Source organism: Ramlibacter aquaticus (assembly GCF_015159745.1).
GTDB lineage: Bacteria > Pseudomonadota > Gammaproteobacteria > Burkholderiales > Burkholderiaceae_C > Ramlibacter > Ramlibacter aquaticus.
Genome location: NZ_JADDOJ010000066.1, coordinates 1 through 23,292, shown reverse-complemented (window position 1 = coordinate 23,292; position 23,292 = coordinate 1). Strand labels below are relative to the sequence as shown.

At 71.8% G+C, this 23,292-nt stretch carries 22 protein-coding genes; 12 read left to right on the top strand and 10 right to left on the bottom strand.

Going from position 1 to position 23,292, the window contains the following annotated elements:
• Window positions 1-118: 118 nt before the first annotated feature.
• Window positions 119-790, bottom strand: a complete 672-nt coding sequence (locus IM725_RS14805; protein ID WP_193781409.1) for a c-type cytochrome — start codon at window positions 788-790, stop codon at window positions 119-121.
• A 105-nt stretch (window positions 791-895) separates the two neighbouring features.
• On the opposite strand from IM725_RS14805, the gene yihA reads away from it, so the two are divergent.
• Window positions 896-1,561, top strand: coding sequence for a ribosome biogenesis GTP-binding protein YihA/YsxC (yihA, locus tag IM725_RS14800; protein ID WP_227753834.1), 666 nt, complete (start codon window positions 896-898; stop codon window positions 1,559-1,561).
• Window positions 1,558-2,454, top strand: coding sequence for an alpha/beta fold hydrolase (locus IM725_RS14795; protein WP_193781408.1), 897 nt, complete (start codon window positions 1,558-1,560; stop codon window positions 2,452-2,454). The genes yihA and IM725_RS14795 overlap by 4 nt, the downstream gene beginning before the upstream one ends.
• Window positions 2,455-2,500: 46 nt before the next feature.
• Here the strand turns inward: IM725_RS14795 and IM725_RS14790 are convergent, their stop codons facing one another.
• Together IM725_RS14790 and IM725_RS14785 are read right to left on the bottom strand one after the other, a co-directional pair.
• On the bottom strand, window positions 2,501-3,370 hold the full coding sequence (locus IM725_RS14790) for a lysophospholipid acyltransferase family protein (RefSeq protein WP_193781407.1): 870 nt from the start codon (window positions 3,368-3,370) through the stop codon (window positions 2,501-2,503).
• Window positions 3,367-4,194, bottom strand: coding sequence for a lysophospholipid acyltransferase family protein (locus IM725_RS14785; protein ID WP_193781406.1), 828 nt, complete (start codon window positions 4,192-4,194; stop codon window positions 3,367-3,369). The genes IM725_RS14790 and IM725_RS14785 overlap by 4 nt, the downstream gene beginning before the upstream one ends.
• 134 nt (window positions 4,195-4,328) lie before the next feature.
• On the opposite strand from IM725_RS14785, the gene metK reads away from it, so the two are divergent.
• Entirely contained in the window at window positions 4,329-5,510 is a 1,182-nt protein-coding gene (gene metK, locus IM725_RS14780; protein ID WP_193781405.1) for a methionine adenosyltransferase, read from the top strand.
• Between the two features lie 152 nt (window positions 5,511-5,662).
• Here the strand turns inward: metK and IM725_RS14775 are convergent, their stop codons facing one another.
• Both IM725_RS14775 and IM725_RS14770 read right to left on the bottom strand, forming a co-directional pair.
• On the bottom strand, window positions 5,663-6,544 hold the full coding sequence (locus IM725_RS14775) for a hypothetical protein (protein WP_193781404.1): 882 nt from the start codon (window positions 6,542-6,544) through the stop codon (window positions 5,663-5,665).
• Window positions 6,541-7,005: a hypothetical protein gene (locus tag IM725_RS14770; protein WP_193781403.1), complete on the bottom strand. Its 465-nt coding sequence runs from the start codon at window positions 7,003-7,005 to the stop codon at window positions 6,541-6,543. The genes IM725_RS14775 and IM725_RS14770 overlap by 4 nt, the downstream gene beginning before the upstream one ends.
• Window positions 7,006-7,203: 198 nt before the next feature.
• Between IM725_RS14770 and IM725_RS14765 the strand changes: the two genes are divergently transcribed.
• Window positions 7,204-8,280 (top strand): ferritin-like domain-containing protein, encoded by a 1,077-nt coding sequence (locus tag IM725_RS14765; protein ID WP_193781402.1) that lies wholly within the window; start codon window positions 7,204-7,206, stop codon window positions 8,278-8,280.
• 76 nt (window positions 8,281-8,356) lie between these two features.
• The gene (gene ligD, locus IM725_RS14760; protein ID WP_193781401.1) at window positions 8,357-10,993 is read left to right on the top strand and encodes a DNA ligase D; all 2,637 of its coding nucleotides are present in this window, start codon (window positions 8,357-8,359) and stop codon (window positions 10,991-10,993) included.
• A gap of 22 nt (window positions 10,994-11,015) precedes the next feature.
• On the opposite strand, the gene IM725_RS14755 is transcribed toward ligD, so the two are convergent.
• Window positions 11,016-11,708: a hypothetical protein gene (locus tag IM725_RS14755; RefSeq protein WP_193781400.1), complete on the bottom strand. Its 693-nt coding sequence runs from the start codon at window positions 11,706-11,708 to the stop codon at window positions 11,016-11,018.
• Window positions 11,709-11,821: 113 nt separating this feature from the next.
• On the opposite strand from IM725_RS14755, the gene IM725_RS14750 reads away from it, so the two are divergent.
• Window positions 11,822-12,382 (top strand): hypothetical protein, encoded by a 561-nt coding sequence (locus tag IM725_RS14750; RefSeq protein WP_193781399.1) that lies wholly within the window; start codon window positions 11,822-11,824, stop codon window positions 12,380-12,382.
• Between the two features lie 99 nt (window positions 12,383-12,481).
• Here the strand turns inward: IM725_RS14750 and IM725_RS14745 are convergent, their stop codons facing one another.
• A complete protein-coding gene (locus IM725_RS14745) occupies window positions 12,482-13,693 on the bottom strand; it encodes an ABC transporter substrate-binding protein (protein WP_193781398.1) in 1,212 nt (403 codons plus the stop codon).
• Window positions 13,694-13,861: 168 nt separating this feature from the next.
• Between IM725_RS14745 and IM725_RS14740 the strand changes: the two genes are divergently transcribed.
• Window positions 13,862-14,878 (top strand): AI-2E family transporter, encoded by a 1,017-nt coding sequence (locus IM725_RS14740; RefSeq protein WP_193781397.1) that lies wholly within the window; start codon window positions 13,862-13,864, stop codon window positions 14,876-14,878.
• A gap of 82 nt (window positions 14,879-14,960) precedes the next feature.
• Here the strand turns inward: IM725_RS14740 and IM725_RS14735 are convergent, their stop codons facing one another.
• Complete coding sequence (locus tag IM725_RS14735) at window positions 14,961-15,374, bottom strand: hypothetical protein (protein ID WP_193781396.1); 414 nt, start codon at window positions 15,372-15,374, stop codon at window positions 14,961-14,963.
• Window positions 15,375-15,535: 161 nt separating this feature from the next.
• Between IM725_RS14735 and IM725_RS14730 the strand changes: the two genes are divergently transcribed.
• Together IM725_RS14730 and IM725_RS14725 are read left to right on the top strand one after the other, a co-directional pair.
• Entirely contained in the window at window positions 15,536-16,750 is a 1,215-nt protein-coding gene (locus IM725_RS14730; protein WP_193781395.1) for an NAD(P)H-dependent flavin oxidoreductase, read from the top strand.
• A gap of 88 nt (window positions 16,751-16,838) precedes the next feature.
• The gene (locus tag IM725_RS14725; RefSeq protein ID WP_193781394.1) at window positions 16,839-19,157 is read left to right on the top strand and encodes a xanthine dehydrogenase family protein molybdopterin-binding subunit; all 2,319 of its coding nucleotides are present in this window, start codon (window positions 16,839-16,841) and stop codon (window positions 19,155-19,157) included.
• Between the two features lie 39 nt (window positions 19,158-19,196).
• Here IM725_RS14725 and IM725_RS20445 read toward each other — a convergent pair whose 3' ends face one another.
• The gene (locus tag IM725_RS20445; protein ID WP_227753833.1) at window positions 19,197-19,835 is read right to left on the bottom strand and encodes a hypothetical protein; all 639 of its coding nucleotides are present in this window, start codon (window positions 19,833-19,835) and stop codon (window positions 19,197-19,199) included.
• Window positions 19,836-19,952: 117 nt separating this feature from the next.
• Between IM725_RS20445 and IM725_RS14715 the strand changes: the two genes are divergently transcribed.
• Genes IM725_RS14715 through IM725_RS14705 form a run of 3 tightly spaced genes read left to right on the top strand, consistent with a single transcriptional unit; the run spans window position 19,953 to window position 22,822 of the window.
• Window positions 19,953-20,477 carry an inorganic diphosphatase gene (locus IM725_RS14715; protein ID WP_193781393.1) on the top strand — a complete coding sequence of 175 codons (525 nt, stop codon included), beginning with the start codon at window positions 19,953-19,955 and terminating at the stop codon, window positions 20,475-20,477.
• Window positions 20,474-21,352 (top strand): polyphosphate kinase 2 family protein, encoded by an 879-nt coding sequence (locus tag IM725_RS14710; RefSeq protein ID WP_193781392.1) that lies wholly within the window; start codon window positions 20,474-20,476, stop codon window positions 21,350-21,352. The genes IM725_RS14715 and IM725_RS14710 overlap by 4 nt, the downstream gene beginning before the upstream one ends.
• A gap of 39 nt (window positions 21,353-21,391) precedes the next feature.
• On the top strand, window positions 21,392-22,822 hold the full coding sequence (locus tag IM725_RS14705; protein ID WP_193781391.1) for a CYTH and CHAD domain-containing protein: 1,431 nt from the start codon (window positions 21,392-21,394) through the stop codon (window positions 22,820-22,822).
• Here IM725_RS14705 and IM725_RS14700 read toward each other — a convergent pair.
• Window positions 22,810-23,103 carry a hypothetical protein gene (locus tag IM725_RS14700; protein WP_193781390.1) on the bottom strand — a complete coding sequence of 98 codons (294 nt, stop codon included), beginning with the start codon at window positions 23,101-23,103 and terminating at the stop codon, window positions 22,810-22,812. The genes IM725_RS14705 and IM725_RS14700 overlap by 13 nt on opposite strands.
• Window positions 23,104-23,292: the final 189 nt, after the last annotated feature.

The window sequence follows — 23,292 nt, the reverse complement described above, 5'->3', positions numbered from 1 at the left end:
GAGGGTGGCGGCGCTCATCGTTGACTCGACTTCCAGGAACAAAAAAAGGCGGGCCCCAGCAGGCGCCCGCCCCGATTAGGCATCGCTGGCGACAGTTGGTTCAACTGCCGCCCTTCTTTCAGCGCAAGCCGGCGATGTAATCCGCCACGGCCTTCATCTCTTTGTCGCTCAGCCGGGCGGCGATCTGGTTCATCTGGATGCTGTTGTTGCGCGTGCCTTCGCGGAAGGCCATGAGCTGGGCGTTCACATAGTCCTGGTGCTGGCCGGACAGGCGCGGGAACTGGGCCGGGATGCCGGCGCCGTTCGGGCTGTGGCAGCCGGCGCAGGCGGCGACCTGCTTCTCGGCGATACCGCCGCGGTAGATCTTCTCGCCCAGCATGACCAGGTCCTTGTCCTTGGCGGTGCCCGGCTTGGCCTTCTGGGAGGCGAGCCAGTAGGCGACGTTGCGCATGTCGTCGTCGCTCAGGCCGGCGGCCATGCCCTGCATGATCGCGTTCTGGCGCTTGCCGGCCTTGAACTCGGTCAGCTGCTTGATGATGTACTCGGGCACCTGCTGCGCCAGCTTGGGATAGGTGGCGACGCCGGAGTTGCCGTCGACCCCGTGGCAGCCGGCGCAGGCGGCGCCGAACTTGGTGCTGCCCGCGTTCAGGTCGGGCTTGGCGGGGGCGGCCGGCGCGGCCTCCGCCTTGGCGGCTGCGGCGGGGGCCGCGCCTTCTTTGGTCTGTGCCAGGGAAGACAGGGCGGGCACCGCGAGCGCGGCGGCCAGCAGCAGGGAGGCGATCGGCTTCATGGGGTTCTTGTCAGTGCTTGTGAAGTGCTTCGCGACGCAAAACCCTTTGATTCTACAATGCCGACTCGGCTGTCCGCCCCGGGCCGCCGCTCTCCTGACAAGCCCATGACAACCCTTTCTCCGTCCGCCGGCGACGCCCGCCACGCGGCCATGGGCTGGATGCACACCGCGCGCTTCCTCACCACGGCCCCCAAGCTCGAATTCCTGCCCGCCCTGGACGTGCCCGAGGTGGCCTTCGTGGGCCGCTCCAATGCCGGCAAATCTACCTGCATCAACACGCTGACGCAGCAGAAGCGCCTGGCCTTCGCCTCCAAGACGCCCGGGCGCACCCAGAGCATCAACCTGTTCAGCCTGGGCAAGCAGGGCGTGACCGACGCCGTGCTGGCCGACCTGCCCGGCTACGGCTACGCCGCCGTGCCCAAGCAGGACAAGATCCGCTGGCAGCAGGTGATGGCCAACTACCTGGTCACGCGCGAGAACCTCAAGGCCGTCGTGCTGCTGTGCGACCCGCGCCTGGGCCTGACCGAGCTGGACGAGATCCTGCTGGAGGTGATACGCCCGCGCGTCGAGGAGGGCCTGAAGTTCCTGCTGCTGCTGACCAAGGCCGACAAGCTCACCCGGGCCGAGGCGCAGAAGGCGTTGTCCATTGCGCGACTGCAATGCGGCGGCGGCGAGGCCAGACTCTTTTCCGCGCTGAAGAAGCAGGGCGTGGACGACGTGGCCCTGCTGCTCCACCAGTGGACCCATCCCGAGGAAACGAGCCCCCCATGATCGAGACCTGGCTGCAGCCCCTGCCCCACGGCATCACCCTGAGCTGCCGGGCGGCCGGCGAGCGCGGCCGCCCGGTCCTCATGTTTCTGCACGGCTTCCCGGAGGCGGCCTTCGTGTGGGACGGCCTGCTGGAGCACTTCGCCCGGCCCGAGAACGGCGGCTTCCGCTGCGTGGCGCCCAACCTGCGCGGCTACGAGGCCTCCTCGCAGCCGGCCGAGGTCAAGGCCTACCGGCCCAAGTTCCTGGTGCAGGACATTGAGGCCCTGGCCCGCATCGAGGGCGCGCCGCTGGCGGCCCTGGTGGCGCACGACTGGGGCGGCGCGGTGGCCTGGAACTTCGCCAACCAGCACCCGCAGCTGCTGGCCCGGCTGGCGATCCTCAACTCGCCGCACCCCGGCACCTTCCTGCGCGAGCTCAAGGCCAGCCCGGTGCAGCAGGCGGCCAGCGCGTACATGAACTTCCTGATCCGCCCGGACGCGGAGCAGCTGCTGCGCGAGGACGACTACCGCCGCATGTGGGGCTTCCTCGCCCTGGGCGAGCAGGGCGGCTGGCTGACCGAGGACCTGAAGCGCCAGTACCGCGCGGTCTGGGACGCCAGCCTCACCGGCGGCCTCAACTACTACCGTGCCTCGCCGCTGCGCCCGCCGCGCGACGGGGACCCGGCCGCGGCCGGGGTGGAGATCCCGCGCGAAGCGCTGGTGGTCAACGTGCCGACCCTGGTGCTCTGGGGCCTGGACGACATCGCCCTGCCGCCGGGGCTGGTGGACGGACTGGAGGAGTACGTGCCCGACCTGCGGCTGGAGCGCGTGCCCGGCGCCTCGCACTGGATCGTGCACGAGCAGCCCGAATTCGTCGCGCAGCGGCTGGCCGCCTTCCTGGCCGCCACGGCCTGAGGAGGTTCCGCGGGGCCACGGCCCCGCCCCACCCCACGGCCCCGGTTCAGTAGACCCCGGGCTCGCCGGGCGGGCGCGACTTGAAGCGCTTGTGCACCCAGTAGTACTGCTCGGGCGCGCCCCGGATGTAGCCTTCCAGCTCGCGGTTCATGCGGGCGGTGTCGGCGGCGATGTCGGCGCTCGGAAACTGCTCCCAGGGCGGGTACAGACGCAGCGCGTAGCCCTCGGGCGTGAGCAGGGCCACCACCGGCACCACGCGGGCGCGGCACAGGCGGGCGAAGCGCGAGAGCGAGGGCAAGGTCGCGGCCTGGACGCCAAAGAAGGGCACGAAGATGGAATCCTCCAGGCCGAAGTTCATGTCCGGCAGCAGGAACATCAGGTCGCCCTCGCGCACCGCGGCGATCATCTCGCGCACGCCCTCGGAGCGGTGCAGCGGGCGCGACTTGCCGAAGCGCTGGCGGCCCTGCTTCACCCACTCGTCGATGAGCGGGTTGGACTGCCGGGTGTACACGCCGATGAAGCCGCGGTGCACGATCTGCTGCGACAGGCCGGTCGCAGCCGCGTCCAGCCCCAGGAAGTGGGGCACGAAGAGGATGGTGGGCACCTGGCCGTCCAGCGCGTCCACGGCCCCCTCCAGGCGGATGCGCGAACGCACCAGCGCCGGGTCGGCGTGCCACAGCCAGGCGCGGTCCAGCCAGGCCTGGGCGAAGGCGATGAAGTGGGCCCGCACGGCCCGCTGCCGCTGCGCGTTCGTCCACTGCGGAAAGCACAGCTCGAGGTTGCGCATCGCGACCTTGCGCCGCGGCACCACCAGCACGAAGAGCAGCAGCCCCAGCAGCGTGCCCAGCGCGCGCAGGCGCCGCAGCGGCCAGTGCGCGATGGCCTTCATGAAGCCTATGCCCAGCCGCGTGATCATGTGAAGGCCTTGTCCGCGCGCGGCGTCTTGTAGCGGGCATAGGCCCAGAGGTACTGGCCCGGCGCCTCCAGCACCAGGCGCTCCATCTGGGCGTTCACGGCCGCGGCACCGGCCTGCGGATCGCGCGGCATCTCGCCGGGCCAGGCGCGCAGGTGGATGCGAAAGCCCCGGCCCAGCGCCAGGCGCTCGCCCCAGGCCAGCAGCACGCAGGCCCCCGACTGGTGGGCCAGGCGCGCCGGCAGCGTCATCGTGTAGGCGCTGCGGCCGAAGAACGGGGCCGCGACGCCCAGGCCCTGGGGCGGCACCTGGTCGGGCAGCAGGCCCACCGCCTCGCCGCGCTGCAGGGCCTTGAGCATCTGCTTGACGCCCGAGAGCGTGGTGGGCACGGCGCGCAGGTTGTGCCGTTCGCGCGAGGTGTCCACCAGCTCGCGCAGCCAGGCCTTGCGCGCCGGCCGGTAGAGCACGGTGATGGGGCCGAAGCGCTGCGCGTAGCCCTGTGCCGTGGCCTCGAAGCAGCCCAGGTGCGGCGTGAGGAAGAGGATGCCGCGGCCGGCGGCGCGCGCGGCCTCGATCAGCTCCGCGCCCTCCCAGTCCAGGGGCACCGGCCGGCCGAACCACAGCCGGGGGGCCTCGGCCAGCAGCTTGCCCGACTCGGCCACGGCCGCACACACCCGGGCGAAAGGCAGGCCGGCCTGCGCCGCGTTGGCCAAGAAGCGGTGGCGCATCTCGCGCGAGCCCAGGAAGGCGAGCCAGCCCATCACCACGCCCAGGGCATGCAGCAGCGGCAGCGGCACGCGCGCGAGCAGGCGAAACAGGGTCTTCACGGGCGGTTTAGAATGGGTCTGTCGCCGAGTTATGAACTACTTGCAGGGCGACTTTGAAAAAATTCTGCTAAAGCGTTCGCCCCAAGCTCCGGCATAAGGCAACGCGCCTTTTAGTGACTTCTGGAGTTTATCGAATGGCGAACGACTTTCTCTTCACCTCCGAATCCGTGTCCGAAGGCCATCCCGACAAGGTGGCGGACCAGATCTCGGACGCGATCCTCGATGCGATCTTCAAGCAGGACCCGCGCAGCCGCGTGGCGGCCGAAACCCTGACCAACACCGGCCTGGTGGTGCTCGCGGGCGAGATCACCACCAACGCGCACGTGGACTACATCCAGGTCGCGCGCGACACCATCAAGCGCATCGGCTACGACAACACCGAGTACGGCATCGACTACAAGGGCTGCGCGGTCCTCGTGGCCTACGACAAGCAGTCCAACGACATCGCCCAGGGCGTGGACCATGCCAGCGACGACCACCTGAACACCGGCGCCGGCGACCAGGGCCTGATGTTCGGCTACGCCTGCGACGAGACGCCCGAGCTGATGCCCGCGCCCATCCACTACGCGCACCGCCTGGTGGAGCGCCAGGCGCAGCTGCGCAAGGACGGCCGCCTGCCCTTCCTGCGCCCGGACGCCAAGAGCCAGGTGACCATGCGCTACGTGGACGGCAAGCCGCACAGCATCGACACGGTGGTGCTCTCGTCCCAGCACAGCCCCGAGATGAGCGACGGCGCGAAGATGAAGCCGGCCTTCGTCGAGGCGGTGATCGAGGAGATCATCAAGCCGGTGCTGCCCAAGGAGTGGCTCAAGGACACCAAGTACCTGATCAACCCCACCGGCCGCTTCGTCATCGGCGGCCCGCAGGGCGACTGCGGCCTGACCGGCCGCAAGATCATCGTCGACACCTACGGCGGCGCCTGCCCGCACGGCGGTGGCGCCTTCTCCGGCAAGGACCCGTCCAAGGTGGACCGCTCGGCGGCCTACGCGGCGCGCTACGTGGCCAAGAACATCGTGGCCGCCGGCCTGGCCAAGCAGTGCCAGATCCAGGTCGCGTATGCGATCGGGGTGGCCCGGCCGATGAACGTCACGGTATACACCGAAGGCACGGGCGTGATCCCCGACGACAAGATCGCCGCGCTGGTGATGGAGCACTTCGACCTGCGTCCCAAGGGCATCATCCAGATGCTGGACCTGCTGCGCCCCATCTACGAGAAGACCGCCGCCTACGGCCACTTCGGCCGCGAAGAGCCGGAGTTCAGCTGGGAGCGCACCGACAAGGCGCAAGCGCTTCGCCAGGCCGCCGGCCTGAAGTAAAGGACCTGGCGGCAGGCCTGTTCAACCCGCGCAGCGGCAGGGGCTGCGCGCAAGAACATGCAGCGCAGCCACCCTTGCAGGAAAGCCGGGCTTTGCCCGGCTTTTTCTTGCACTGACCAGGCAACTTCAACAACGCCCCAGCGTTCTTGCAGTCAATCCAGCAGCGCCTGCTGGCGCTCGGACTCGTGTTTCTTCATCGCGAGGTAGTCACCGCGGTCCATCTCGTGCAGCTGGCGCGCGTACTTCTCGGTGGCATTGAACCAGCCCTGCAGCCGGCGGTCCAGCTGCTGCTCGGGCGGGGCCGTGAGCGAAGCGAGGTAGCTGTCGATCGCCAGGTAGTAACGCACCACGTTGCGCTCGATCGCGCCGCGGATGCCACCGATGTACTGCACCTGGCCGTTGGGCTCGCGGCCGGTGACGGTGAAGCCCACCTTGCTCGCCCCCACGGTGTTCAGGTAGGTCTGCATGGCGATGCGGCCGAAGCCGCCGTACCCATAGGTGTAGCTCAGGTGGATGAAGCTGTGGCGCTCGTCCAGCGGCGTGACGGAGAGCACGATGTGATAGTCCCGCGTGCCCAGCGGGCCCTTGGCCGCGCTCAGCTCGGTCTCCATGTAGTCGGCCGTGCGCGCCACCGGCCGGAAGGCGAAGTCGAGCCGGTAGGCGTCCGCCAGGGGCTGGTCCGCCTTGCGGCCGATGCGCATCTGCAGGTTGGCGCCGGCCGCGTTGTTGAAGGGATGGCAGTACTTGGTGTTGAAGGGCAGGATCAGCACGTCGCACCAGGCCTGGGGCTGGGCGAGGCCCTCGCTCACCACCTTGAAGGGGAAATCCAGCACCGCATGCACGTCACCGACGATGGTGTCGCCGGTGTCCTGCGAGTGGATCACCAGCGCACGGCCGAAGCTGTTGTTGCGCAGCGGCTCGCGCATCTGCTCGTACTGGGCGCGCAGCTGCGCCCCGTCGGCCTGCGCCAGCCCGCTGGCGGCCACCAGCAGCGCGGCCATCGCCGCGCGCCTGAGCATCGAACACCGGTTCATGCAAGGTTCCTTGTTCCCTGCAATTCTGGACCATGGCCGCGCAAGCGCAAGCGCGTGTCCTCGTCCAGCACGGCCTCCACGTCCAGCTGCACCCCGCCGGTGAACAGCGAATGCGGCCTGACCGCGTACAGGAAGGCGCCCCGCGGCCCCACGTCCAGCAGCATGCGCAGGCTCGGCTGGTCCACCTGTTCCCAGGCCCGGATGAGGCGGGTGCGCACCAGGTTGTCCGCGCACTGCACGTAGCGCAGCTTGTGGTGGTTGCGCGTGAAGTTGATCGCGTCCAGGTATGCGGCCGCGGACTTGTTGCGGGTGTGGAAGTTGGGCGTGAGGTCGATGGACAGCGTCATCAGCGACGCCTCCACCTCGAGCATGAAGTTGCGGCCCAGCAACCCATCGGCGGCCTCCCCGTACTTGTAGGCAAGGTGGAGGTGCGACGGCGTCTTGCGCAGCGGAAGCTTCATGGTGGTGCTGCCCACAGCTTGCCGCGCGGCGCCGCCTGCGCCTGTAGGACAAGCCAGTCAGCGGTTGTGGGGACCCGTGGGCCCGCCGGGGATACAGGCCCAAGCGGGCTTCTCCTACAGCCGCTTCCCGGCTCCACTGACCGTGCCGGCGCCCGCGCCCCGCACCATGGAATGCATTCCAACCTAGGAGCAATGGACATGGCTGCAGAAGACAAGGACATGAACCGGGACCCGGTGACCGAAGACAACGGTTCGCACCCGGTAGGCACGGGCGTGGGGGCCGCGGGTGGCGCCGTAGCAGGCGTGGCCGCGGGCGCGATGGGCGGCCCGGTGGGCATGGCCGTGGGCGGCGTGGTGGGCGCGATCATCGGCGGCCTGGCGGGCCGTGCGGCCGCCCAGGCCGTGGACCCGCAGCGCGAGGAATCGCACTGGCGCGACAACTACGACAAGGAGCCCTACTACGAGAAGGGCCGCAGCTATGACGACTACGCCCCGGCCTACCGCCTGGGTCTGTCCGGCCGCGCCCAGCACGAGGGCGACTGGGACAGCGCCGAGCCGCGCCTGGCCTCGGAATGGGAGTCCAACCGGGGCAGCTCCAGCCTGGACTGGGACCAGGCCCGGCCGGCCAGCCGCGCCGCCTGGGACCGCGTGGACAGCGGCAGCGCCTATGCCCGCGACGACGCCCTGGCGGGTTCGTCCATGAACACCGGCCTGCAGTCGCAATCGAGCTACGACAGCAGCCGCCAGCCGGCCGGCTCCACCGCGACGCGCGGCGCCGCCGCGGCCATGGGTGAGATGCAGACCGCGGGTGACAGCAGCGGCGACCGCGACGACACCATCGACGTGCTTCAGGATCTGGCGGAGTGCTCGCTGGACGGCGCCTACGGCTTCCGGGCCTGCGCCGAGCAGGCCCAGAGCGCCGACCTCAAGTCCATGTTCTCGCAGCGCGCCCAGGAGTGCGAGCGCGCCGCGCAGGAACTGAACGAGCAGATCCGCGGCCTGGGCGGCTCGGTGGAAGAGCACGGCAGCGCCAGCGCGGCGGTGCACCGGGGCTGGGTGTCGGTGAAGACCACGCTCAGCACCATGGACGACAAGGCGGTGCTGGAGGAATGCGAACGCGGCGAGGACAACGCCGTGGCACGCTACCGCAAGGCCCTGCAGAAGCCGCTGCCGGCCCAGGTCAAGCTGATCGTCGAGCGCCAGATGCAGGGCGTGCAGCGCAACCACGACCAGGTCAAGCAGCTGCGCAACCAGTACCGCGGCCGGCAGGCCTGAAGGCCGCGGCCGGCCCCGGGGCCGGCCGCGTGGGCAACACACCCTGGCGGCCGCCGCGCGCGGCCGCCCTCCGTCCATGGCAGACCGCACGGCCACCGCGCTCAAGACCTACCGCGACAAGCGCAACTTCGACGCCACGCCCGAACCGGCCGACGGTGGGCAGGCCGACGAGGCCGCCCGCAGCTTCGTGGTGCAGAAGCACTGGGCGAGCCGGCTGCACTACGACTTCCGCCTGGAGCTGGACGGCACCATGAAGAGCTGGGCCGTTCCCAAGGGCCCCAGCTTCGACCCCGCCGAGCGCCGGATGGCGATGCCGACGGAAGACCACCCCATCGCCTACAACCGCTTCGAGGGCACCATCCCGGCCGGCAACTACGGCGCCGGTGAGGTGATCATTTGGGACAAGGGCACCTGGGTGCCGCTGGGCGACCCGCAGGAAGGGCTGCGCGAGGGCCGGCTCAAGTTCGAACTCCAGGGCCACAAGCTGCACGGGCATTGGACGCTGGTGCGCATGAAGGGCCGCGGCAAGGGGCGTGAAGACCCCTGGCTGCTGATCAAGGAGCGCGACGGCTTCGCCCGTCCCGCGGCCGAGTTCAGCGTGGTCGACGAGCTGCCGGACAGCGTGCAGGCCCTGGCCGACCGGCCCGCGGCCCGGACAGCGTCGGCGCTCCCGGCCGTGGCATCGCCCGCGCCCGCCGCATCGCGGGCGGCCTCCAAGGCCGTCGCCGCGAAGACCCGCACACCCCGTGCACGCAAGGCCCTCGAAGCCGCCCCCGCCCCGGTGCCGGACGGCCCGCCGGCGGGTGCCCGCCCGGCCGCGCTGCCGCAGGCGCTGCAGCCCGAGCTCGCCACGCTGGTGGACACGCCGCCGGCCGACGCCTCGGACTGGCTGTTCGAGATCAAGTTCGACGGCTACCGCATGCTGGCCCGCGCCGAAGGCGGGCAGGTGCGGCTGGTCACGCGCAACGGCAACGACTGGACCGCACGCCTGGGGCCCCTGGCGGCCTCCCTGGAGGCCATGGCCTTGCCCGACGGCTGGTACGACGGCGAGATCGTCATGCCGGCCGCCGATGGCCGCGCCGACTTCCAGGCCCTGCAGAACGCCTTCGACAGCGCGCGCACCGCGGGCATCGTCTACTACCTCTTCGACCTGCCCTTCTGCGCCGGCCAGGACCTGCGCGCCGTTCCGCTGGTGGAGCGCCGCGCCGTGCTGGAGCGCATCGTGCGGCGCAAGCCCCAGCCGCAGGTGCGCTTCTCCGAGACCTTCGCCGCGCCGCCGGGCGAGATGCTGGCCACGGCCTGCCGGCTGGGGCTGGAGGGCGTGGTGGGCAAGCGCCGCGGCTCGGCCTACGCCGGCCGGCGCTCGCCCGACTGGATCAAGCTCAAGTGCGGCCAGCGGCAGGAGTTCGTGATCGCCGGCTTCACCGATCCCAAGGGTTCGCGCACCGGCGTGGGGGCGCTGCTGCTGGGCGTGCGCGAGGGCGAGGCCCTGCGCTATGCGGGCAACGTGGGCACCGGCTTCGACGAGGCCACGCTGCGCCGGCTGCGCGCCGCGCTGGACGCGCGCAGCGCCCGGGCCAGCCCGTTCGCGGCGTCCGCCGGCCTGCCACGTGGCGTGCACTGGGTGCGGCCCGAGCTGGTGTGCGAGGTGTCCTTCGGCGAGTGGACGCGCGAGGGCCGCATCCGCCATGCGGTGTTCCACGGCCTGCGCGAGGACAAGCCGGCCGCCGCCGTGGCGCGCGAGCGGCCCGGTGCGGCTGGGCCCGCCGCGGCATCCCCGGCACCGGCAGCACCGGCGCCAGCCTCGCCGGCGGCACTCGAGCCCCGGCTGCCCCCCTCGCTGCGCATCACCCACCCCGAGCGGGTGGTGGACGCCGCCAGCGGCGTGACCAAGATCGAGCTGGTGCGCTACTACGCCCTGGTCGCGCCGCTGATGATGCCGCACCTGGCAGCCCGGCCCGTGGCCCTGGTGCGGGCGCCCGAGGGCGTGGCGGGCGAGCTGTTCTTCCAGAAGCACCTGGACCGCTACCGCATGGAAGGCGTTGCGGAGCTGCCACAGGAACTATTCCCCGGCCATCCTTCCATGCTGGAGATCCGCGAGGCCCGCGGGCTGCTGTCGGCCGCGCAGATGAACGTCCTCGAGTTCCACACATGGAACGGGACCACGGAAGCGATGGACCGCCCCGACCGGCTCACCTTCGACCTGGACCCGGGCGAGGGCGTGGCCTGGGCGCAGATGCAGGAGGCAGCCCGGCTGGTGCAGGCCTTCCTGCAGGAGCTGGGGCTGCCCGCCTTCCTCAAGACCAGCGGTGGCAAGGGGCTGCACGTCATCGTGCCGCTGCAGCGGGAGTTCGGCTGGGACGCCGTCAAGGATTTCTCGCGCAGCGTGGTGCAGCACCTGTCCACCACCCTGCCGCAGCGCTTCGTCGCCAAGAGCGGCGGGCGCAACCGGGTCGGCCGCATCTTCATCGACTACCTGCGCAACGGGCTGGGCGCCACCACGGCCTGCGCCTGGTCGGCGCGGGCCCGGCCGGGCCTGGGCATCTCGGTGCCCGTGCGCTGGGACGAACTGGCGGGCCTGCGCGGGGGCGACCACTGGACGGTGCGCAGCGTCCACGCGCGCCTGGCGGTGGGCAATTCGCCCTGGGAGTCCTACGAAGGGGCGCGGGTCGCGCTGCGGCCTGCCATGGACAGGCTGGGCTTCCGGCCCTGAACCCCGTGGCCCGCGACGCCGCTCAGGGCGGGGGCGCGGCGACGACGGTGAAGCGCAGCTGCAGCTGCTCGATGCCCGGCTGCACGGCCACGCCTTCGTCGCCGGCGATCGCCTGCAGGTCCGCCAGTGCGAGCAGGCGGTAGGGCGAGACGGCGGAGACCGGGCGCTCGCCCGTCGTCGCGATGCGCTCCAGCCCCAGCACCACCGACTTGCCCACGGCCTGGGCCGTGATCACGATGTCGGCCGGGGGCTCCCCGTCATCGGCCAGCACGAACAGGGCGGCCATGAGGCAACTGCGCAGGGCCGGCCGGCGCACGTGCTGCGCCATGCCCGCGACCTCGTTGCGAAGGCTGAAGCCGCGGAAGGTGAACGCGGTCGCCACCAGGCCCATGCATTCGCGCACGCCCTCCTCCAGCGAGACGACGGCGGCCTCGTCCGGGGCCAGCCAGGTGACCATGTCCAGAGTCGAATCCAGCGCAGCCCGCGCGAAGCCGCGGATCTTGGCCGCGCTTTCCAGCACCTCGGCCACGCGGGGCTCGGGCGCCTTCAGGCGCCGCTCCATGATCTCGTGGATCATGCCGATGGGTTGCAGGTGGACCACCAGGTGGTGCCGCATCGAGGGCGCGAGCCGGCGCAGCAAGGCGTACCGCGCAGCCTCGACCGCAGCGGCGGGAAACGCGGGGGAATCGGCCAGGGCCGTCGAAGGGGAACTCACTCTGGCAAGTGTCTCACGCGAAGAGGGCTTGTCAACTCGGCGGTGACGTGGCGCCACTCAATTTGATGCGCGCCCGGCCGCAATTTCGTAACATAGACCTGCACACCGCGCCCATGACCCAAAAGCCCCCTCGTCCCGGCTTCCTCGACCGGCCTTATGAAGCCGGCGACACCATCCCTGCGCCCGAATCGATGGAGGTGAATTCGCCGGACGTGTGGGAGGCCTGGCACGCGCTGAACCAGCGCGAGATGGCCCAGTTCGCGAACACCGCGCCCATGTCCGACCTGCCGGTGAGCGAGGCCGAGGCCGGCTTCGCGGCGACGCAGCCGGCCTCGCTGCCGGAACTGCGCGAGTTGCGGCAGGCGCAGCGCAAGCCCAAGGGCCCGACGCTGGAAGAAGTGATGGTGGAAGCGCGCCTGTTCAACCGGGTGTGCCCGGTGCCCTTGCGCTGGAACGACCTGTACCTGCTGCTGCCGAACAAGGTCGGCGCCGGCGCGACCGCCCAGCCGGCACCGCCGCTGGCGGCGACGGCCTGGGCCACCACGCCCGCCCTGGCCAAGCGCATGGTCTTTCGCGAACACCTGGAGTGGGCCGACCGCCAAGGCGTCCTCGGCCAGGTCATGGCCTTCCTGCGCACCCTCCCAGAAGATGAGTGGTACCACATGGGCGACTGATCGCCCATGAACGCAAGCGGCCGCCGGGCCGCCCCAAAAGAACAAAGGGCGCCTGAGCGCCCCTTGCCATGGAAACGGGCGCCGCGGCGCCCGGCCCTTTTACTTCTTCTTGACCAGCGGGCAGGTCGAGGCCGACAGCGGGCCGAAGGCTTCCTCGCCCGGCATCTTCTTCACGATCTTGTAGTAGTCCCAGGGGTACTTGGACTCGGCGGGGGTCTTCACCTGCATCACATACATGTCGTGGATCATCACGCCGTCTTCGCGAACGTAGCCGTTGTCCGTGAACATGTCGTTGATCTTGGCCTTCTTCAGCTGGGCCATCACCTTGTCGGAGTCAGTGGTGCCCGCCGCCTTGACGGCGTTCAGGTAGGCCAGGGTGGCCGAGTAGTAGGCGGCCTGGTTCATGGTCGGCTCCTTCTTCATCTTCTCGAAGTAGCGCTTGGACCAGGCACGGGTCTTGTCGTTGTTGTCCCAGTACCAGCCGGTGGTCAGGTACAGGCCCTGCGCGGTCTGCAGGCCCAGGGAGTGGATGTCGCTGATGAAGGCCAGCAGGGCCGCCGGCTTCATGCTCTTGGCGATGCCGAACTCCATCGCCGCCTTGAGCGAGTTGGTGAAGTCCGTGCCTGCGTTGGACAGGCCCAGCACCTGCGCCTTGGAGCTCTGCGCCTGCAGCAGGAAGGAGGAGAAGTCCGAGGCGCCCAGCGGCACGCGGACGGCGCCGATGGACTTGCCGCCGTTGGCCGTCACCACCTTGGTGGCCGCTTCCTGCAGCTGGGTGCCGAAGGCGTAGTCGGCGGTCAGGAAGTACCAGGTCTTGCCACCGGCCTTGGTGATCGCGCTGGCCGTCCCGTTGGCCAGCGAGGTCGTGTCGTAGGCGTAGTGCACGGTGTAGGGCGTGCAGTCCTGGTTGGTCAGCGACGCACCGGCGGCGCCGATGGCGATGAAGGGGACCTTCTTCTCGTTCGCCACCTTGGACATGGCGATGCTGACGCCGGTGTTGGAGCCGCCGAGCAGCATGTTCAGGCCGTTCAGGTCGGCCCATTCACGGTACTTGGACGCGCCGATGTCGGGCTTGTTCTGGTGGTCCGCGGTGAGCAGGACGATCTTCTTGCCCAGCACCGTGCCGCCGAAGTCGGCGATCGCCATCTTCGCCGCTTCGATGCCACCCTGGCCGATCACGTCCGCGTAGACGCCGGACATGTCGTCGATGTCGCCGATGACGACCTCGTTGGCCGCGGCCATCGCCGACATCGGCGCCGCGAAGGCGGCCGCCAGTGCGCAGACCAGCGCCGTCTTGTTCAGTGTTTTCATTGATGTAACTCCAATCGTTTGCATGCCAACCGGTCCCATCCGGTTTCCCCGAAGGTAACGCGAGTGGCAGGCCATGCGCATTCGTACAAACCAGATTCGTGGAAACGCCATGGCAGCTCATCCGTTACCAGGGCACCACCGGCGCGACCCGGCGCGCGACAATCCCGAATGAGCGACGTTCCCAACCCATCCACGCCGGACAGGGCCCAGCGGCACAGCCTGGTGGCCACGGCCGTGGTGCTGGCAGGGCTGCTGGCCCTGCACCTGCTGCCGGCCCTGTACGGGGCGCTGGCGGCGTTCGCGCTGCACCGGGCGCTCTCCGGCCCCATGCCGCCCGGCGCCGGGCTGGGGCGCCGCTGGGGGCCGGCACTGCTGACCGGGGCCTTGCTGGTGGCCATCCTGCTGGGCGGCGGCAAGGCCGCCGAGCTGCTGCTGGGCTCCCGCCCCGGCGGCCTGGCCCAGCTGCTGGGCCTGATGGCGGACGCGCTGGACCGCATTCGCTCCAGCGTCCCGCCCTGGCTGGCCGAGCGCCTGCCCGATTCCACGGCCGGGCTGCAGCACGCGCTGGCGGCCTGGCTGCGCGGCCACGCCGGCCGGCTTCAGCACTGGGGGCACGAGGCCCTGCGCATCGTGGTGCAACTCCTGCTGGGCGTGGCCATCGGCCTCTTGGCCGGCACGGCGGCGCGCAGCCACGCCGCCGACACGCCGGTGCCGCGCCTGCTGCTGGCGCGCTGGCTGGCGCTGGCCGATGCCTTCGCCGACGTGTTCGCGGCCCAGGTGCGCATCGCCCTGGTCAATGCCGCGCTGACCGGCCTGTACCTGCTGGTGGCCCTGCCGCTGCTGGACCTGCGCGTGCCGCTCTCGGCCACGCTGGTGGCCTTCACCTTCGTGGCCGGGCTGGTGCCCATCGTGGGCAACCTGCTGTCCAACAGCGCGGTGGTGCTGGCTTCGCTGATGGTGGAGCCCTGGCTGGCCGGGGTGTCGCTCGGCTTCCTCGTGCTGGTGCACAAGCTGGAGTATTTCCTGAACGCGCACTTCGTAGGCCACCGCATCCGCCTGCCGACCTACGCGCTGCTGTCCGCCATGCTGATCGGTGAAGCCGCGTTCGGCGTGGCCGGCCTGGTGGCCGCGCCCGTGGTGGCGGCCTGGCTCACCCGGGAATTGCGGGCGGCCGGCTGGCTCTAGCAGGCCCCCCCGAGGGCGCGGGCCCGGCGGGCCCCGTGCGGCCCGCGAGGGCCGGCCGGCGCCCGTCACCCGCGCACGGCCTTCAGCGTGCCGCTTCGCCGCGCTCGTCGCGGTGCTCGCCGTTGTCGAGTTCGACACGGCCGTCGCGGGCGTCGGGCTGACGGTTCTTCCAGTTGGCATAGGCCCGGTCCATGCGTTCGCGTCGCTCGCGCTCCACGTCATGGTCGGCCTGGGCGCCCATGGCACGACTGTCGTCGCGCGTGTCGCGGTGGGCGTGCATGGCATTGCCCATGCGGTGCATGGCCGAGCGCGTCTTCTCGCCCAGGCGGTGCATCGCATGGCCGAGCTTGTTGTCGGCCGTGCGGGGCGTGGCCGGGGCCGAGCGCGTGCTGTCCGCGTCGTGCATGCTCCGCGTGTCGTCGCGCGACTGGGCGACGGCGGCGGTCGCGCCGGCGGCCAGCACGGCCGCCATGACGAGGATGGAAGTCTTTTTCATGAGGTTCACCGGTTCGGTTGCAAAGGACCCCGACTCTGCTGCGCGGGCCCGGCCATGCCTGTCGGAGAAGCGCGCGAGGCTGGGCCGGAAGCCGTCGACATCCAGCTCAAGCTTGACGCAGGGCAAAACCCTGGCGCGGCCCCGTCGCTAGGCTCGCACCCATGGATGTCTCGACCGCCGCCGACGCGGCCGCCCGCTCGGGCCTGAAGACCTGGCGCCTGGCCGGGCGTGAACTGCTGCCCCTGGTGCAGGGCGGGATGGGCGTGGGCGTGTCCGCCGGCCGCCTGGCCGGCACCGTCGCCTCGCACGGCGCCGTGGGCACCGTGTCCTCGGTGGACCTGCGCCGCCTGCACCCCGACCTCATGGAAGCCACCGCGCACCTCCAGGGCGACGAGGCGCGCGACCGCATCAACGCGGCCAACCTGGTGGCCCTCGACCGCGAGCTGCGCCGCGCCCGGGCCCTCTCGCAGGGGCGGGGGCTGATCGCGGTGAACGTGATGCGCGCGGTCAGCGCCTACGAGCCCTACCTGCGCCAGGCGCTGGCCAGCGGCGTGGATGCGCTGGTGGTGGGCGCCGGCCTGCCGCTGGACCTGCCGGACATCGCCCGCGACCACCCCCGGGTCGCGCTGGTGCCCATCCTGTCGGACGCGCGCGGCGTCCAGCTGGTGCTGCGCAAGTGGGAGCGCAAGGGCCGGCTGCCCGACGCGATCGTGATCGAACACCCGGGCCTGGCCGGCGGCCACCTCGGTGCGGCACGTGTCGAAGACCTGGCCGACCGCCGCTTCGACTTCGACGTCGTCATCCCGCAGGTGCTGGACCTGCTGCGCGGCGCCGGCGTCGAGCGCGAGGTGCCGATCATCGCCGCGGGGGGCATCTCCTCGCGCGAGGACATCCTGCGGCTGCAGGGCCTGGGCGCGGCGGCCGTGCAGCTGGGCACCGCCTTCGCCGTGACGCAGGAGTCGGACGCCGACCTGGCCTTCAAGCAGGTGCTCGCGGGCGCAGGGCCGCAGGACATCGTGGAGTTCACCAGCGTGGCCGGCCTGCCGGCCCGTGCCGTGCGCACGCCCTGGCTGGAGAAGTACCTGCGCCTGCAGCCCAGGCTGCAGGCGGCCGCCCACGCCAAGGCCCGCTGCAACATGTGGTTCGACTGCCTCGCCCAGTGCGGGCTGCGCGACGGCAAGGCCGACTGGGGCCAGTTCTGCATCGACAAGGTGCTCGGCCATGCCGTGGCGGGCGAGACCGCCAAGGGCCTGTTCTTCCGCGGCGCCGGGCGGCTGCCCTTCGGCAGCGAGATCCGGCCCGTCGCCGACCTGGTCGCCTGGCTGATGGGCGGCAGCGCCGACCCGGGCGAGGCCGCGCCGCTGCCGGCCGCCTGAGCCGTCCCGCGGGAAACACCTGCGTCCTGACAGGTCGCGCGATTGCTGGCAGAGTGCCGGGTTCCCCAATGGATTACGAAACCCAGCCATGAACCAGCACGAGGAGATCGCGGGCCGCTTCGGCAGCGGCCAGTCCGTCCAGCGCATCGAGGACGAAGGCCTGCTCAAGGGCCTGGGCCAGTTCACCGACGACATCGTTCCCGAGAGCCAGCTGCGGCTGGCCTTCCTGCGCTCGCCCTACCCGCACGCGCGCATCGTGTCCATCGATGCCCAGGCCGCCCAGGCGATGCCGGGGGTGAAGCTGGTGCTCACTGCGCAATCGTTGGACGGCTTCAAGCCCATGGCCCTCAACGCCGGTTTCAAGCGCCCCGACGGCAGTGCCGGCGCCTCGCCGGTGCGCCACGTGCTGGCGAGCGGCAAGGTGCATTTCGTGGGCGAGGCCGTGGCCGCGGTGATCGCCGACACGGCCGAGCAGGCGCGCGACGCCCTGGAAGCCATCGCGGTCGAGTACGACCCCCTGCCCCACGTCGCCGGGCTGGATGCGGCCCTGGCCGCCGGGGCGCCCGCGCTCTGCGAAGCCGCGCCCGACAACATCGCCGCCGAGGCCCGCCACGGCGACGCCACCGCCTGCGATGCGGCCTTCGCGGGCGCTGCCCACGTGGTGCGCCTGGCGATCGACAACCAGCGCGTGGCGGCCCTGACCCTGGAGCCGCGTTCCGTGCTGGCCTGGGTCGCCGAGGACGGCCGCCTCACGCTGCGCATGAGCAGCCAGATGCCCTCGGGCGTGCGCAACAGCATCGCCGACGTCACGGGCATCGCCAAGGACCGCCTGCGCGTCACGGTGGGCGACGTGGGCGGCGGCTTCGGCATGAAGACCGGCGCCTACCCCGAGGACATCGTCACGGCCTGGGCCGCCTGGAAGCTCCAGCGGCCCGTGAAGTGGGTCGCCGACCGCAGCGAGGAGTTCGTCTCCACCGCACACGGGCGTGACCTGCGCAGCGAGGCCGAACTGGCGCTGGCGGCCGACGGCCGCATCCTGGGCCTGCGCCTGCGCTCGCACGCCAACGTCGGCGCCTACGCGATGGCCACCGGCGTCGCCATCCAGCTGCTCATCGGGCCCTGGGTGCAGACCAGCGTCTACCACGTGCCCGTGATCGACTTCCGCCTGCGCGCCGTGCTGACCAACCAGGCCCCCACGGGCGCCTACCGCGGCGCCGGCCGGCCCGAGGCCATCTACTCGATGGAGCGCCTGATGGACGAGGCCGCGCGCCAGACCGGCATCGACCGCGTCACCCTGCGCCGGCGCAACTTCATCCGCCCGGACCAGATGCCCTACCGCAACCCCATGGGCCAGGTCTACGACAGCGGCGAGTTCGAACGCATCATGGACCGCGGCCTGGCGCAGGCGGACTGGGACGGCTTCGAGGCGCGCGCCGCCGCAAGCCGTGCCCAGGGCAAGCTGCGCGGCCTGGGGATCGCGACCTTCCTCGAATGGACCAGCGGCAACAGCTTCCAGGAACGCGTGACCTACGACGTGCGGGCCGACGGCGTGATCGAGGTGTTCTCGGCCGTCAACCAGATGGGCCAGGGCATCGCCACCACGCTGGCGCAGCTGGTGGTGGACGTCTTCGGCGTGCCGCTGGACAAGGTGCGCGTGGTGCTGGGCGACACCGACCGCGGCGACGGCTTCGGCAGCGCCGGCTCGCGCTCGGCCTTCGTGGGCGGCTCGGCGGTGCACGTGGGTGCGCAGCGCACCCTGGACGAGGCGCGCAAGCTGGCCGCCAAGTCGCTGGAGGCCGCCGAGGGCGACCTGGACTACGCCGCCGGCCGCTTCAGCGTGCGCGGCACCGACGTGGGCGTGGGCCTGTTCGAGCTGGCCGCGGGCGAATCCGGCCAGCGCATCCACATCGAGAGCACCAGCGAAGTGGGCGGCCCCAGCTGGCCCAACGGCTGCCATGTGAGCGAGGTCGAGATCGACCCGCAGACGGGCGTCGTGGAGGTCGTGCGCTACAGCAGCGTGAACGACGTAGGCCGCGTGCTCAACCCCATGATCGTGCGCGGCCAGCTCGACGGCGGCGCCGTGCAGGGCATGGGCCAGGCGCTGTGCGAGGCCATGGTGTACGAGCCCGAGAGCGGCCAGCCGATCACCGGCAGCCTGATGGACTACGCGGCCCCGCGCGCCGACATCATGGCCGGCGACTTCGTGACCGAGATGGACACCGCCGTGCCCTGCCGCACCAACCCGCTGGGCGTGAAAGGCGTGGGCGAACTGGGCACCATAGGCGCGACGCCCTGCATCGTGAATGCGGTGGCCGATGCGCTGGCGCGCGCGGGCAAGGCGCAGCTCGCGCCCACGCTGCAGATGCCGCTGACGCCGCCGCGGCTCTGGGCGGCACTGAACGGCTGAGCCCCCAGGCGCCGCCGCCCCACGGCGGCCGTGCCCGGCTTATTTGCTGGAGGGCCGGCCGGTCTTGATCGCCGGCACCTCGCGCAGCGCGGCCAGGAAGGTGCTGTCGGCCATGGCCGAGAGCGCCTTCAGGCCGGCGCGCAGCACTTCGCTCTTCTTCATGGCCCGGCCCAGCCGAGCACTGCGTGCCTTCAGCACGTCCAGGGCCGCGTACTCGTCCTTGGGAATGGTGAAGCTGTCGCGCACCAGCTTGGGCTTGCGGGCCTTGGGCTCGGGTGTCTCCGCCTTGGCCACCGGAATCGCCCGGGTGGGCGACGGGGCGGTGGAGCGCGTGAGGGCGACCGGCAACGGGGCGGGGCTGGCTGCGGCCCGGGCCGGCCTGGCCGCCGTGGCCGGCTTCGCTGCCTTGCCGGAGGGCACGGCCTGGGTGGCCTTGCTGGCCTTGGCGGGCTTGACGGCCTTCGCGACCTTCGCGACCTTCGCGGGCTTGGCGGCTTTCGCGGCCTTGGCGGGCTTGCGCGACGCAGCGCCGCCAGGCTGGGCCGCGCCGCGGGCGCCGGGCCGGGGCGGCGCGGCTTGGGCCCCGGCGGTCGCGCTGGCGGCGCTGGCGCCCTTGCCCTTGTCGGCCTGCGTGCCGCTGGACGTCGGCGTTGCGGTGGATTTCTTGCGGCTGGCCATCACAGGTCCCTTTCAAAAACGGTATATACCGTTTATACGGTTTCGGGCTGCCGCTGTCGAGTTCCGGATGCGGCGGCCTCCGACACGGACCGGCCCGCGCCGGCATCACCATGGGCCATGGACGCGCCCGTCTTCCTGAACACCCTGCCCACGCTGGACCGGCACGGTGCGGTGCGGGTGGTGGTCGAGGCCAGCGCCGGCAGCCGCAGCAAGTTCAAGTACGACCCTGCCTCGGGCTGCCTGGTGCTGCACCACGTGGTGCCGCCCGGCAGCTGCTTCCCGCTGGACTTCGGCTTCATCCCCTCGACGCTGGGCGCCGGCGGCGACCCCCTGGATGCGCTGGTGTTCGCCGACGAGCCCCTGCCCGTGGGCACGGTGCTGCCCTGCCGCCTGCTGGGCGTGCTGCAGGCCGAGCAGGTGCAAGGCCCGGGGCCGCCGCGCCGCAACGACCGATTCCTGCTGGTCCCCACGGCCAGCCTGGCCTACGCCCCCTGGCGCGACCTGGGCGACATCCCACCCGCCGTGCTGGAGGGGCTGGAGACCTTCTTCGTGTCCTACAACGCCCAGCGCGGCGTGCGCTTCAGGCCGCTGGGGCGTCGCGACGCCGCCGCGGCCCAGGCCCTGCTGGCGGCCGGGCCATGAGCAGCTCGCCCTCGCTGGACCGGTTCCGGGTGCCGCCCGGCAGCCGCGTGCGGCTGAAGCAGTGGCCCACCCGCATCGAGCCCCTGCTCAAGGGTGGCAAGGCCTACGCCCGGGCCCTCGCCGAGCATGTGGAGCGCCTGGGCGAGCTGCAGCAGCGGCTGCACGCCTCGCACAGCCACGCGCTGCTGCTGATCTTCCAGGGCATGGACACCGCCGGCAAGGACGGCGTGATCCGCCACGTGATGTCGGGCATCAACCCGCAGGGCTGCCAGGTGGTGAGCTTCAGCCACCCCAGCACGCAGGAGCTGGCCCACGATTTCCTGTGGCGCGGCGTGTGCGAGTTGCCGGCGCGCGGCCGCATCGGCGTCTTCAACCGCTCCTGGTACGAGGAGGTGCTGGTGGTGCGCGTGCACCCCGACATCCTGCGCTGCGAGGACGTGCCCGGCGGGCCGGGGGCCGACGGCAAGGTGTGGCGCCAGCGCTTCCGCTCCATCGTCGAGCTCGAGCGCCACCTGGACATCAACGGCACGCGCATCCTCAAGTTCTTCCTGCACCTCTCGCGCAAGGAGCAGCGCAAGCGCCTGCTCGAGCGCATCGACGACCCGGACAAGCGCTGGAAATTCGACCCCGCCGACATGCGCGAGCGCGCCGCCTGGAAGGACTACATGCGCGCCTACGGCGAATGCCTGGAGGCCACCAGCACACGGCGCGCGCCCTGGCTGGTGATCCCGGCCGACGACAAGGACGACGCGCGGCTGCTGGTCTCCCAGGCCGTGCTGGAGGCCCTGCAATCGCTGCGGATGCGCTGGCCGCAACCCGGCCCCGCGCGCCAGCGCGAACTGCGCCAGATCAGGAAACAGCTCGCCCGCGGGTAGACGCGCGCCGGGCCGGCGCCCAGAATCCTTGGAGCCGCCATGCATGAATTCGAGGTCCGCCTTGCCGTGCCCGCCGAGCAGATCGAGGCGGTGGCGTCTGCGCTGCGCGACGCAGGCGCCGTGGCGCAGCGGCTGCGCGCCACCTACTACGACACCGCGGACGAAGACCTGGACCGGGCGCGGCTCGCCTTGCGCGTGCGACAAGAAGGCGGCCGCTGGCTGCAGACGCTGAAGGCGCCCGGGCGCCACGCGCTGGACCGGCTGGAGGACGAGGTGGCGCTGGCCGCGGCGCCCACCGGCGCGGACCCCCAGCTGCACGCGGGCAGCGCGGCGGGCGCCGCGCTGGCGAAGGCGCTGCCGCACGGGGCGCCGCTGCAGGCCTTCTTCCAGACCGACATCCGGCGCCTGGCGGTGCGGCTGCAGGCCGGGCGGTCGCAGGTCGAACTGGCCCTGGACCACGGCTGGCTGCGCGCCGGCGGCCGGCGGCTCGCCGTCGCCGAGATGGAGATCGAGTGCCTGTCGGGCGACCCGGCGGACGCGCTGCGCCTGGCCCGCCGCTGGCAGCGCGCGCACGGCCTGTGGATCGACGTGCGCAGCAAATCGCAGCGCGGGCGGGCGCTGGCGCGTGGCACATCGGTGGACCCTGCCGCCCCTGCCCCGCCCGGGCGGCATGCAGCCGACTTCGGCGGCGCCCTGCTGTCGCAGGCGCTGGATGGCGTCCTGGCGCAGGCGGCCGGGGTCGCCACCGGGGCGGGCGACGACGCCGTGCACGACCTGCGCACCGCGCTGCGCCGGCTGCGCACCGCCCTGCACGCCCTGCCGGGCCTGCTGCCCCGCGTGCCTGCGTCCGCGCAGCCGGTGCTGCGGCAGGTCTTCAGGCAACTGGGCGAACACCGCGACCGCCAGGTGCTGGTGCCCCTGCTGCGGGCCCCGCAGCGCGCGGCGGGCGCGCCGGCCTTCGCCTGGCAGGCCGCGGCCCCGCCCGACCCGGGCGCCGTGGTGCGGGCGACCGCCTTCCAGCAGGTCCTGCTGGCGCTGCTGGGGGCGTGCGAAGCGGCCGGCCCGGGCCGCACGCGCGCGCAGGCGCGCAGCGAGGCCACGGACGCGCTGCGGCATCTGCACCGTCAGCTGCGGTCGGCCCTCCCGGGCTGGGCGACCCTGGATGCCCAGGCCCAGCACGGGGTGCGCAAGCGGCTCAAGCGGCTGCGCTACCTGGCGGAGATGACAGCGCCGCTGTTTCCGCGCCATGCCAGCGCCCGGTACGTGCGCAACGCCAAGGCGGCCCTGGAGGTCCTGGGCCAGCTGCAGGACACCCGCGCCGGTGCCCAGCTCTGGCGCGACCAGGCGCTGCGCGTGCCCGAGGCCGCCTGGGGCTGTGGCTGGCTGGCCGCGCGCGAGGCGCAGCTGGAGGCCCAGGCCGGCGCGGCCTGCGCCGCCTGGCGCGAGCGGGCCAGGCCCTACTGGGACTGAGGCGGCGAAGCCCGCGCCCCGGCCGTGCCCGCGGGCGCGGTGGCGTGCGAGGGCTCGTTCTGCCGCTCGCCGCGCAGGTTGAGCAGGAACAGGCCGGCCTGCAAGGCGATCAGCGAGTAGGCGCCGTCGTGCCAGCCCCAGGCGATCCACATCACGTTGCTGACGATGAAGCACCAGAAGCCCCAGTAGCGCCGCCTGCGCCCGGGACAGGACACCAGCCAGGCGGCCAGCAGGGTGACGGCCATGGCCGGCCACTGGATGAGTGCGAACAGGGAATCCATGGGTGGGCGAGTATCCCGACGCGGGCGCTGCGCCCGTGTGGGCCGGCCGCGCCGGGCGCTGTAGGAAGGCCGCAGGGGCCGCGGCCGCAGGGCCGCCCCGCCGGCGGCGCCGCGCTTGCGTTTAGCATGGCTGTTTTTGCGTTCTCCGCATGACCGCCAAGCCCCGCATCCCCGGCCGCCGCTTCCTGC